The organism is Streptomyces sp. NBC_00091, from assembly GCF_026343185.1.
Taxonomy (GTDB): Bacteria; Actinomycetota; Actinomycetes; order Streptomycetales; family Streptomycetaceae; genus Streptomyces.
Genome location: NZ_JAPEMA010000001.1, coordinates 1466178 through 1478280 on the forward strand (window position 1 = coordinate 1466178; position 12103 = coordinate 1478280).

General features: G+C 75.0%; 8 protein-coding genes. 3 read left to right on the forward strand and 5 right to left on the reverse strand.

The features are described 5' to 3' along the window. Positions 1-190: 190 nt before the first annotated feature. The 3 genes from OOK34_RS06280 (at position 191) to OOK34_RS06290 (ending at position 6813) form a co-directional block, all read left to right on the forward strand. Positions 191-3490, forward strand: coding sequence for a protein kinase (locus OOK34_RS06280; RefSeq protein WP_267032872.1), 3300 nt, complete (start codon positions 191-193; stop codon positions 3488-3490). A 487-nt stretch (positions 3491-3977) separates the two neighbouring features. Continuing rightward, complete coding sequence (locus OOK34_RS06285; protein WP_267036643.1) at positions 3978-5993, forward strand: TPM domain-containing protein; 2016 nt, start codon at positions 3978-3980, stop codon at positions 5991-5993. A 103-nt stretch (positions 5994-6096) separates the two neighbouring features. Next, positions 6097-6813 carry a PspA/IM30 family protein gene (locus OOK34_RS06290; RefSeq protein WP_267032873.1) on the forward strand — a complete coding sequence of 239 codons (717 nt, stop codon included), beginning with the start codon at positions 6097-6099 and terminating at the stop codon, positions 6811-6813. Positions 6814-6853: 40 nt separating this feature from the next. On the opposite strand, the gene OOK34_RS06295 is transcribed toward OOK34_RS06290, so the two are convergent. The 5 genes from OOK34_RS06295 to OOK34_RS06315 all read right to left on the reverse strand — a co-directional run bounded on the left by OOK34_RS06295 (position 6854) and on the right by OOK34_RS06315 (position 11975). After that, positions 6854-9472, reverse strand: coding sequence for a SpoIIE family protein phosphatase (locus tag OOK34_RS06295; protein WP_267036644.1), 2619 nt, complete (start codon positions 9470-9472; stop codon positions 6854-6856). Between the two features lie 196 nt (positions 9473-9668). After that, positions 9669-10097 (reverse strand): ATP-binding protein, encoded by a 429-nt coding sequence (locus OOK34_RS06300; RefSeq protein WP_267036645.1) that lies wholly within the window; start codon positions 10095-10097, stop codon positions 9669-9671. Positions 10098-10251: 154 nt separating this feature from the next. Next, positions 10252-10695: a (deoxy)nucleoside triphosphate pyrophosphohydrolase gene (locus tag OOK34_RS06305; protein ID WP_267032874.1), complete on the reverse strand. Its 444-nt coding sequence runs from the start codon at positions 10693-10695 to the stop codon at positions 10252-10254. A gap of 33 nt (positions 10696-10728) precedes the next feature. Then, a complete protein-coding gene (locus OOK34_RS06310; RefSeq protein WP_267032875.1) occupies positions 10729-10923 on the reverse strand; it encodes an SPOR domain-containing protein in 195 nt (64 codons plus the stop codon). Positions 10924-11222: 299 nt separating this feature from the next. Continuing rightward, complete coding sequence (locus OOK34_RS06315; RefSeq protein ID WP_267032876.1) at positions 11223-11975, reverse strand: GntR family transcriptional regulator; 753 nt, start codon at positions 11973-11975, stop codon at positions 11223-11225. Positions 11976-12103: the final 128 nt, after the last annotated feature.

Consider the following 12103-nt stretch of genomic DNA (forward strand, 5'->3'; position numbering starts at 1 on the left):
CCAGCGATACGCGGTCTGCGGATGCACACCCTGCGCCTGCGCCCACTCCTTGAGGTTCATACATCCGACCGTAACAACACTCACCAAAGTGAACTATCACTCACAAGAGTGACCTAACGGACCAGCAGCTCCCCACCCCCGTTAGTTCACTTCGCGGTGGACAATGCCCCCTGGATGACCGTCGGACGACGTGATCTCAGGGGGCTTCGCGGTGCGGGTGGGGGAACTGCTGGCAGACCGGTACCGGCTGGACCAACGGCTCGGTGCGGGCGGCATGGGCGAGGTGTGGCGCGGCCACGACCTGGCCCTGGGCCGGGCCGTGGCGGTCAAGGTGCTGCTGGACGCGGCGACCAACGAGGAACTGATCGCGCGCTTCCGACGGGAGGCCACCATCGGTGCGCGCCTCCAGCACCCCGGGATCACCGTGGTGCACGACGTGGGGCAGCACGAGGGGCGGCTGTTCATCGTCATGGAGCTGCTCTCCGGGGAGGACCTGGGGGCGGTGCTCGCCCGTTCGCCGGGCGGGCTGGCTCCGGCCGAGGCGGTCGGGCTGGCCGCGCAGACGGCGGAGGCGCTGGCCGCCGCGCACGAACAGGCGGTGGTGCACCGGGACCTGAAGCCCGGGAACCTCTTCCTGCTGCCCGGGGGCCGGCTCAAGATCTGCGACTTCGGCATCGCGCACTCCGCCGACGCCACGGCCGGCTGGACGGTCACGGGGCGGATGTTCGGCACGCCGCCGTACATGGCGCCCGAGCAGTGGCGCGGCGAGCACGTGGACGCCCGGTGCGATCTGTACGCGCTGGGGTGCGTGCTGTACGCCCTGCTGAGCGGGGAGCCGCCCTTCGGCTCGGCCGAGCCGATGTACGTACTGATGCGGCGGCACGTCGAGGACGCCCCGCTGCCGCTGCGGCAGGCCGGGGCAGCGGTGAGCGCGGAGCTGGACCGGCTGGTGCTGGCCCTGCTGGAGAAGGACCCCGAGGACCGCCCGGAGTCGGCGGCGTGGGTGGCACGGGCCCTGCGGGAGCTGGCGGGCGCCGGCACGGCCCCGGGGGCGCGGGAGGCGGACGGGGCGGAGTCCGGGGACCGGACCGGGACGGGGGCGGGGAGCGACACCGGCACCGGCACGGGGACGGGGACGGGGACCGGCACGGGGACGGGGACCGGGACGGGGACGGGCACCGGCACCGGCACCGGCACCGGCACCGGGACCGGGACCGGGACCGGGACCGGGACCGAAACGGGAATCGGCACCGGGCCCGAATCCGACACCGGGCCGAGATCCGATGGCGACGACGACAACAGCGACAACGGATACATTCCCGCCCCCGTACGGGAGTTCGTACGGGAGCTGCTGCTGGAGACGGAGGAGACGCTGACCTCCCTGCCCCCCGGGGCGGGCGAGGTGCGCGCCGAGGGGCTCGCCCTCGCGGCGGAGGCCGCGGCCCGCTTCGACGCGGGCCTCGCGAGCCGGCTCCTGGCGGACGCCGAGCTCTGGGCGTGGACCGACGGCGACGGTGACGGCGCCCGGGTCGCCGCGCTGCTGACCGGGCTGGCCCGGCGGATCTCGCGGGACGCCCCCGCCCGCACCGAACGGGTGCTGACCGACGCGCAGCAGGCCCTGTTCACGGCGTCGGACCCCAAGCGGACGGCCCGGCTGCGCAAGGTCGCGGAGGAACTCGCCGCGGTCGCGCCCGAACGCGGGGTCCGCCTGGCCCGCCGCTACTTCGCCGACAGCTCCGCCGAGGAGGCCGTACTGGCGCGGGCCGCCCTGGCGAGCGCCCCGGCCGACCTCACGCGCGCCGAGGGCTACCTGGCCCGGATCCAGAGCCCGGTGGTCCGGGCGGCCACCGAGTCCAAGGCCGTCACCGCCGTCGCGCGGCAGGACCTGCCCGCCGCCCTGCGGCTGGCCGCGCGGATCCCCGTCGGCGGGGCCCGGGTACGGGCCCTGTGCCGGGTGGCGGGCGAGCGCTCCGCCGTCGGGGACCGGACGGGTGCGGCCGAGGCCCTGGCCCGGGCCGGGGAGGCGCTGGAGGAACTGGTGGCGGGGCGGGCGGCCCGGCTGCGCGAGCAGGCGGCCCAGCAGGCCGACCGGGGTGTCCCCGTAGAGGCCGAACGGCTGCGCAAGCAGGCGGCCGCCGTGGGCCGGGAGGACGGGCGCGGCACCGGCGACGAGGAGGTCGACGGGGCCCGTGCCGCGCTGGAGGCCGCCCGCGATCTCAGCGCCCAGGGCCACCGGTCGGTGCTGGACCTGACCGTCGCGCGGGAGCGGGCGGCCGCGGCACGCAGGCTGGGCGAACCCGCCGAGCGGGGCCGGGAACTGGCCTGGATCGCCCGGGACTGCACGGCGGGAGCGCCCTGGCTGGCGCAGGCCGCCGCGGATCCGGGCACCACGCCGCACAGGGTGACGCCGTTCCCGGACAGCGCTACCCGGCCCCCACTGCGGCAGGCCGGCCCGGGCGAGGAACGGTGGCACACCGGGAACCGCCCGGACGCCCTGCACTCCGCCGGGGAGCGCGTGGTGTGGACTTCGGGCGCCGAGGTGGGCTGCGTGGAGGCGGCGACGGGGGGCGCGCGCTGGACGGCGTACTCCGACGAGGGGATACGGGCCCGCCCGCTCCCGGAGCCGGAGCGGGTGTGGTGCGCGGCCGACGCGGACACCGTCTGCGTGGTCGTGGAGTCCGGCGGCGGGGCGCGCGGGCGGCTGGTGGTCCGGGAGCCGGCGCACGGGCGGGTGCGCTGGTGGCGGGAGCTGCCGGAGGCGGCCTCGCTGACGCTGGCGCCCGGTCTGGTGCTGCACGCCGCCGAGGGGGAACTGACCGCCCTGGGCAAGGCCACCGGCGAGCCGGTGTGGCGGCAGCCGGTGCCGGGCGCGGGCCGGCTGTCGGTGACCGTCGCGGGCGAGTGCCTGGTCCTCGGGGACGGCCGGCAGCTGCGGGCGCTGCACCTGCCGAGCGGGGCGCCGCTGTGGTCGTGGCCGCGCGGCTACGGCGCCGGCACCCGGCCGGCCCCGGAGCTCCCCGCCGGGCCGGTGCACGTGCTCGACGGGAAGGTCCTGCGCGCCCTCGACCGGCGCAAGGGCTACGAGTTGTGGCGCTTCGAGCCGGGCACTCCGGGGGGCGGGCCGCTCGTCGAGGACGGGGTGGTGTACGTGGCCGCGTACCGCCCGGAGCAGGGCTGGGACGTGGTGTTCGCGCTCGACGCGGACAGCGGGGCGGTGCGGTGGCAGCGGCCCGTGACCCGGCGCGAGGGCACGGCCTGCGTGCTGGAACTGCTGGGCGTGCGGCAGGGCGTGCTGTACGTCCAGTCCTCCCACGGCGGCCGCCGGGGGCTCCTGGGGCGGGCCGCGCTGCCGTTCGTGACCGGGCTGGACCTGGACACGGGCAAGCCGCGGGGGCAGTGGGAGCACCCGTCCGCGGGGCACGACGCGGTCGTGGCGGCCGGCACCCTGGTCCTCCCCCACCCCACCCTCACGGCCCTGGCCCTTCCGTAGCCCCGGCCGGGCGTTACGCGTCCGAGCCGGGGGCTGCGCCTGTGCCGCTGCGCGGGGCTGGTCCCCTACCCGCCCTTCGCCCGTTCCCCGGGGCTGCGCCCCGGACCCCCTGGGGGCTCCGCCCCCAGACCCCCGCGCCTCAAACGCCGGCGAGGCTGAACTTGGCTGCGGGCGTGAGGGGGCGGGGGCGGGGTGGGGTGTTGTCCGGGACTAAAACGAGATGATTTCGGCGCGCGGTACCGCCCGGCAGACCAATCAGCCCAGGGCGCCGAACATCGAAGCCCGTCCCGGACGACACCCCCCCCCCCCCGACCCCGACCCACCCACACCCCCGCCCCGCCTCCGGGTGCGAGACCGTAAATGCCCCCATACCCTCCCAAATGTGCACCCGCCGAGAAGCAGGACGCGACCCAAGCCCCCCACCGGCATAGCCGCGCGCAGCGGACTGCTCCTCGCCGCCGCGCTGCTGGCGCTCGGCGGGTGGGGAGTGGCCGGGGCGACCCCGGCCCACGCCGAAGACCCCGTCACCCTGTCGCAGCAAGGGCAGATCACCGACCGCGTGAACGCCCTCGCCGACCGCCGCCCCGCCGTCACGGCCGCGCTGGACAAGCTCTACGCCGACCACCGCGTCCAGCTCTTCGTCACGTACGTGCACGACTTCTCCGACCGCTCCCCCCAGAGCTGGGCCGACGCGACCGCACAGAAGAACGGCCTCGGCCAGAACGACCTCCTGCTGGCGGTGGCCACCGGCGCCCGGCAGTACGCCTATTCGGCCGACGTGGAGTCCGGTTTCACCGAGGAGCAGCTCGCGGCCGTCGCCCGTACCGCCATCGAGCCCGCCCTGCGCCAGAACGACTGGGCGGGCGCCGCGATCGGCGCGGCGAACGGCTACGACGCGGTGCTCGCCGGCCGGCCCGTCCCCGTGCCCGCCATCACCCCCGGCGCGCCCGACCCCGGCGGCGGCGGGGCCGACGGCCAGAGCGGCGCCGGCGACTTCGTGCTGCCGGTGGTCGCCGTCGGCGCGGCCGGGGCGCTCGGGGTGTACGCGTACAGGCGGCGCAAGCGCGGCAGGGGTACGGCGACCACCCACGCCGGCTGGGACGGGGCGCGGGCCGAGCCGACCCCGCTGCCGGAGCTCGACACCAGGGCGAAGGCCCTGCTGGTGGAGACCGACGACGCCATCCGTACGAGTATCGAGGAACTCGGCTTCGCCTCCGCCCAGTTCGGCGACGCGGCGATCGGGACCTTCACCGAGGCGGTGGCGTACGCCAAGGGCGAGCTGACGCAGGCCTTCCGGCTGCGCCAGCAGCTGGACGACGCCTACCCCGAGGACGACGCCACCCGGCGCCGGATGCTGGACGAGATCGTGGCGCGCTGCACGGAGGCGAACCGGCGGCTCGACGCCGAGTCGGCGGACTTCGACCGGCTGCGGGACCTGGAGAAGAACGCCCCGCAGGCCCTCACCACCGTGGAGGCGCACTTCCGCGCGCTGACCGGGCGTACGGCCACGGCCGAGGCGACCCTGACGGCGCTGACGGGCCGGTACGCGGACTCCGCGTCCGCGCCGGTGGCCTCCAACCCCGAGCAGGCCAAGGACCGGCTGCTGTTCGCGACGACCAACCTCGGCGAGGCGCGGGCGGCGATCGACGGCGGGGACAACGGAAGGGCGGCCGTGCACGTACGGGCCGCCGAGGGGGCGGTGGACCAGGCGGCGACCCTGGTGGACGCGGTCGAGCGGCGGGCGCAGGAGCTGGCGGAGGCGGCCGGGAAGCTGCCGGGCGCCCTCACCGAGACGGAGGCGGACCTCGCCGACGCGCGCGGCCTGCTCACCGGTACGGCGGAGGGCTCCTCCACGGCGGACCTGCGCGGCCGGATCGGCCGGGCGGAGTCCGTACTGGCCGACGTGCGCCAGGAGCAGGCGGCCGGCCGGTACGACCCGATCGACGCCCTGCGGCGGGTCGAGGAGGCGGACGCGGCCCTCGACGAGGCCCTGGCCGGGGCGCGCGAGCAGGAGTCGGGGCGCCAGCGCGCGGCGGGCCTGCTGGACCAGGCCATGCTGTCGGCCCGCAGCGCGATCGGCGCGGCGACGGACTACGTCACCACCAGCCGGGGCGCGGTCGGCAGCCAGGCCCGGACCCGGCTGGCGGAGGCGCAGCGGCACCTGGAGCGGTCGGTGTCCCTGGCCGGGCAGAACCCGGCGGGCGCGCTGGCGGAGGCGCAGCAGGCGGACTCGCTCGCCCGGCAGGCGCAGCAGCTGGCGGAGCAGGACGTACGGGCGTACCAGAACCCGTACGCCGGGCAGCGCGCCGGCGGCGGCCGGGGCGGCGCCGTACTCGGCGGGATCATCCTCGGCGAGATCCTGCGGGGCGGCACGGGCGGCTTCGGCGGAGGCGGCTTCGGCGGAGGCTTCGGCGGCGGGGGCGGCGCAGGCGGCGGCCGCGGCCCCGGCTCCTACGGGGGCGGCGGCACCCGGGGCCGCATGGGCGGCGGCGGCCGCTTCTGACCCACGCGGCACCACCGCCACCAGACGGCACCCGCACCGGAACCGGCACCGCCACCAGACGGCGGAACCCGCACCGGACATCCCCTCACCAGGAGAGACCCACATGAGCAAGCAGACCATCCTCGGCCGTGTCACCCAGCTCGCGAAGGCGAACATCAACGCCCTGCTGGACCAGGCGGAGGACCCGCAGAAGATGCTCGACCAGCTGATCCGCGACTACTCGCAGAACATCTCGGAGGCCGAGCAGGCGGTGGCCACGACCATCGGCAACCTGCGGATGCTGGAGGCCGACCACACGGAGGACGTGGAGGCCGCCGCCGAATGGGGCGGCAAGGCCCTCGCGGCCAGCCGCAAGGCTGACGAGCTGCGCGCGTCCGGCGCGGCGGCGGAGGCGGACCGGTTCGACAACCTCGCGAAGGTGGCCCTGGGCCGGCAGATGCAGTCGGAGAAGGAGGCGCAGACGGCCGAGCCGGTGATCGCCGCCCAGACGGAGGTCGTGGACAAGCTCAAGACGGGCCTGAACTCGATGCGCGACAAGCTGACGGAGCTCCAGGGCAAGCGGGACGAGCTGATGTCCCGGGCCAAGACGGCGCAGGCGCAAAACACGATGCTGGACGCGGTGAAGAACATCAACGTCCTGGACCCGACGAGCGAGCTCAGCCGCTTCGAGGAGAAGATCCGGCGCGAGGAGGCGATGGTCCTGGGCAAGCATGAGCTGGCGGCCTCCTCCCTGGACGCGCAGTTCGAGTCGCTGGAGGACCTCGGCAAGACCTCGGAGCTCGAGGCCCGCCTCGCCGCCCTCAAGACCCGGGCGGCCTAGACCGACAGCCCCCGCCCCCGCCCCCGCCCCCGCCCCCGACTCACCCGTACATGCTCAGCAGCTGCTCCGCCGAGAGTTCGGTGACCGCCTCCCCCGGGCCGCAGCCGGGCATGGGGAGCGGGAGCTCGAACCAGACGGTCTTGCCCCGGTGGGTGCGGCGGGTGCCCCAGCCGGCCGAGAGCAGGCCGACCAACTGGAGGCCCCGGCCGCCCTCGTCGGTGTCCCGGGCACGGCGGCGTCTGGGCTGGGCCAGGTTCGCGTCCCAGACCTCGCACACCAGGGTCCGGTCCAGCAGCAGCCGCAGCCGGATCTCGCCCTCCCCGTACCGCAGGGCGTTGGTGACGAGTTCGCTGACCAGCAGTTCCGTGGTGTCGAGCAGCCCCTCCAGGCCCCAGGCCGGCAGCTTCGCCCGGGCCAGTTCGCGGGCGCGGCCCACCGAGCGGGCCTCGCGCGGCAGCTGCCAGTCGCCGACGGCGTCCACCGGCAGCCCCTGCACCCGCGCCATCAGCAGGGCGATGTCGTCCTCGCCGTGCCGGGTGTTCAGTGTGTTCAGGACGTGGTCGCAGACCTCCTCCAGGGGGCGGGCCGGGTCCGCGACCGCGTCGCGGAGCCCGCGCAGGCCCTCCTCCAGGGGGTGGTCGCGGGACTCGACCAGTCCGTCGGTGTAGAGGGCCAGCAGCGCGCCCTCGGGGAGTTCCACCTCGACCTCCTCGAAGGGTTCGCCGCCGACCCCCAGCGGCATCCCGGTCGGGATCTCCAGCAGCAGCCCGGGGCGCGGCTCGGCGCCCTCCTCGGCCGGTTCGACCAGCACGGGCGGCATGTGGCCCGCGTTGGCGATGGTGCAGCGCCGGGTCACCGGGTCGTAGACGGCGTACACGCACGTGGCGAGGTACACCTCGGAGCGGTCGGCGTCGCGGGAGTGCAGGGCCGCGCGGGAGGCCTGCTGGCCGCCGCCGGAGGCGCCGAGGCCCCGCGCGACCTCGTCGAGGGCGGTGAGCACCTCCGCCGGTTCGAGGTCCAGCAGCGCGAGGGTGCGTACGGCGGTGCGCAGTTCGCCCATGGCGACGGCGGCCCGCAGCCCGCGGCCCATGACGTCGCCGACGACGAGGGCGGTGCGGTGCCCGGGCAGTTCGATGACGTCGAACCAGTCGCCGCCGACCTCGGTGGCCGCGTTGCCCGGCAGGTACCGGCAGGCGATGTCCAGCCCGGCGGCCTCCGGGTCGCCGGGGGGCAGCAGGCTGCGCTGGAGGATCAGCGCCCGCTCGTGCTCGCGGCGGTACAGGCGGGCGTTGTCGATGCATACGGCGGCCCGTGCGGCCAGTTCTACGGCGACGGCCCGGTCGCGCTCGCCGAAGGGCTCGCTGCCCTTGGTGCGGGAGAACTGGGCGAGGCCCACCACCGTGTCGTGGGCGACCATCGGCACGATCAGCGTGGACTGTACGAGCTCGTCCGGCCCGCTTCCTTCGACGAGCCGGGTCCGGGCCGTGCGCAGGGCCATCGCGCCGGGGGAGGCGGCCGGGTAGCGGTGGGTCTCCCCCACGGCGACCAGCGCGCCGGGCCCCGACAGCGGGGCGTCGGACACGGCGGAGGCGAAGGCCACCCGCCGCAGCGGCGCGGAGGGGGCGCGCCGGGCCCCCTGCCCGGGCAGGGAGGGCAGCCCGGGGCCGTGCGGACGGGCGGGCCGGTCGTCGTCTCCGAGCAGCAGCCCCTGGTAGAGGTCGACGGCGGCCAGGTCGCAGAAGCCGGGGACGGTGACGTCGAGGAGTTCGCGGGCGGTGGTCTCCAGGTCGAGGGAGTTCCCGATGCGGTGGCCGGCCTCGTTGAGCAGGGCGAGATTGCGGCGGACCCCGGCGGCCTCGCGGGCGGCGAGGTGGCGGCGGGTGACGTCGGTGCCGAGGCCGGCGATGCCGATGGGGCGGCCGGTGCCGTCGTGCACCCGGTAGAGGTTGATGGACCAGTGGCGGTCGTCGCGGCAGCCGGGGGTCGCGCCGGTGATCCGCAGGTCGGTGACGGACTCGCCGGTCTCCAGCACCCGGCGCAGGGCCTCGGCCATCCGGTCGGCCTCGTGCGGGGGCAGGTAGTCGTGCACGGTCCGGCCGCGGTGCTCCTCCACCGCTCCGCCGAAGACGGTCGCGAAGCGGCGGTTGGCGCGCTGCACGGTGAGGTCCGTACCGAAGAGCAGGAACCCGAAGGGAGATTGGCCGAATATGGCCTGAGAAGCGGCAAGGTCGGATTCGATGCGCCGCAGCGCGCGTACGTCGACGACGACGCACAGCGCGGCCCGCTCGGCGCTCTCGGTCTGGGTCGGCATCACATAGATCTCGGCCACGCCGTGGGCCCCGTTCCCGCCCGGGATCCGGAAGGGGATCAGGCCGGTCCACTCCTTGCCGTCGAGGATCTCCGCGACCTTGCGGTGGCCGTCGGCGCGCAGCTCGGGAGGCATGAAGGCGTCGACCGGATCACGCCCGACCGCCTGGGCCGCGCCGAGCCCGAAGAGCTCCTCGGCGCGCAGGCTCCACTGGTCGATGAGCCCGTCGGGACCGATCGAGAAGGAGGCCACCTTTATGTAGTCGTATATCGAGCCAGGCGGACTGCTGTGCCACAGGGAGTCGTGCAAAGGCTCCCCGGGCACCCGGGCCTGATGTGTCTGCGCAGGTATCTCGCTCACGCGACCGTCCCCTCCAGCTCACCGCAACCGGACCGGCCATGCACCGAAGTATTCAGCACCACGGCCCCGCACGGCACGGCGTTCACGATCACAAAAGGGTCCCGTTGTTTTCCGGCCACGTCCGGCGGTCTCCCCGGACGCTTCCCGGGAGACCCCCAGCCGCCGCCTTCTCTGCCCTTCCTCCTTGTTACTCACCAGGAAGAGCCAACTCGAACCACACGGTCTTCCCCGATTTCCCGTGCCGGGTTCCCCAGCGCCGCGCGGAGACGGCGACGAGGTGCAGTCCGCGCCCGCCCTCGTCGTCCGGCTCGGCGATGCGCTCGCGGGGCGGATCCGGAAGCGGATCGGAGACCTCCACGAGCAGTGCCGGGCCGCCGGCCAGGTCCGGTGCGGCCGGATTGCGCCGGACCAGGCGGACCCCGATGGGGCCGGAGGCGTAGCGCAGGGAGTTGGTGACCAGCTCGCTGACCAGCAGGACGGTCACGTCGCCGACGGAGTCCAGGCCCCAGGAGCGGAGGGTGCCGCGCACGGCGTGGCGCGCGGTGCGGACGGCACCGGGCTCGGCGGGGAAGGCCCACTCGGCACATTCACCGTCTGTGTCGATCACGCCGATCACTTCCCGGGCCACCAGCGACCCCAGTCCGGTTCGTCGGTGACGAAGGGGGGACGAGATAGGGACTAATAGCGACATACCCGATATTCGAGGCGTCGTACCACCCGATCCCCCACGCACCGGCGCACTGTGGCGCAGACGGCCTAGCGCGGGAGCGTCACGCGCCCCGGTGCGCCCCGCCGTGCGACCGGGCCGCCTCCATGTCCACCCCGGCGCGCAGCCGGCGCCCGGCTTCCGCGACGGCGGGCCGGTCCTGGTCGAGCCAGTCCACCGAGTCCAGTTCGTGCGGCCCGAGCCAGCGCAGCTCGTCGTGGTCCTCCAGCGGCGCGGGCTCCCCCGAGACCAGCCGGGCGGTCCACACGTGCAGGACCAGGCCCGGCTTCAGCGGCCACTCGCCCGGGATCCGCTCCAGCGCCTCGGTCTCCACGCCGAGCTCCTCGCGCAGTTCGCGCACGAGCGCCTCGGGCACGCTCTCGCCCGGCTCGGCCTTCCCGCCCGGGAGTTCCCACCGGCCGGCCAGCTCGGGCGGCGCGCTGCGCCGGGCGGCCAGCAGGCGTCCGTCATGACAAAGGGCTCCGCCCACGACCACGCGTTCAGTCATGGGCGGAGCCTATGCCAGCGCCTTCCGTCCGGTTCAGTTCGTGGTGGCGGTCTGGCTGCCCTGCCCGATCCGCTCGACCCAGTAGAGCTGCTTGTGTCCCCGGTCCTCGAGACTCTCGATGACCTTCTCGGCCTCGGCCCGGGTGGCGTAGCGACCCACCCGGTAGCGGTTGCCGTTGTCGTCCTGACGTATGACCAGCCATGGAAGCAGGGCACCGCTGTCGCTCATCGCGCTTCACCCTCCGCCGATGTACCTGCCCAGGAAACCGCATTGCGCATATGCCGGAGCTTACGCCCGACCTTTACTGAGCGGATACGGTTTTTCACGAAGAGGTACCTCGGGGGCGTACGCATCCGGCCAGGCGTACGAGCGGGCGCCGCACGCCGGTCCGGACCCGGCGCACGGAGCGCACCGGCGGGTGGGGGGCGTGGGGGAGGTCGCCCCGCCGGCGAGCGCGGCCCGGACGGGGGCCCGGGACCGCGCCCCGGCCCCCGCCGAAGCGACCGAAAATCCGGTGTCCCTCCGGGCTACCGGACGGGGAGGTGGTACGAGAGCCGGAACCGGTCCGCCGGGACGACCACGTCCGCCGTCTCCACCGCGCGGCCGGACGCGAAGTACGTACGGCTCACCACCAGGACCACGTGCCCCGGGACCCCGCCCAGCGACATGATCTCCTCGGCCAGGCCCGGCCGGGCGCCGACCTCCTCGACCACGTTGTCCACGACCACGTCGATCGCGGCCATCCGGTCCACCACCCCCGAGCCGCCCAGCGGCCCCTCCTCGGGCAGCATCACCGGGGTCCGGCCGGTCACGGCGAGGGGCTCCCAGGAGGTGGAGAGCATCATCGCCTCCCCCGCGTCGCGGAACACGTACCGGGTGCGCATGACCCGGTCCCCCGGCTCGATGCCCAGCCGCTCCGCGATCCCGGCCGGCGCGGCCGCCTGCTCGCTGCTGGAGTCCCACGTGCCGCGCGCGCCCGCCTCCGCCTGCTCCTGGCGGAACGGCGTCGAAGCCCCGGCCGCGCGATACCCGGAGCGGGCGACCCGGCGCGGCTCGGGCTGCTCCCGTACGTACGTACCGGACCCGGAGCGGCCCTCGACGAGCCCCTCCGCCATGAGGACCTTGCGCGCCTCCAGCGCCACGGTGTCGGAGACCCCGTACTCCTCGCGGATCCGGGCCTGGGAAGGGAGCCGGGCGTGCGGGGGCAGGGACCCATCGACGATCTTCCGTCGCAGATCCCCGGCGACGCGCAGATAGGCCGGCTGCTCACCGAAAGTCACGAGCCACTCCCATCAGGTTGACAGACAGCCACACCCTGGCAACCGACGGTTGAGCTGCGCAAGCACGGGCCAGAGTTTCACCCGATGTGATGAACCCAGGTCACTCAAACCCGTTACCGCGCGTTACC

Bases quoted from the DNA above. Each gene is read 5' to 3' on its own strand.
- OOK34_RS06305 (WP_267032874.1), bottom strand. From the start codon at position 10,695: ATGACTGAACGCGTGGTCGTGGGCGGAGCCCTTTGTCATGACGGACGC.
- OOK34_RS06310 (WP_267032875.1), bottom strand. From the start codon at position 10,923: ATGAGCGACAGCGGTGCCCTGCTTCCATGGCTGGTCATACGTCAGGAC.
- OOK34_RS06290 (WP_267032873.1), top strand. From the start codon at position 6,097: ATGAGCAAGCAGACCATCCTCGGCCGTGTCACCCAGCTCGCGAAGGCG.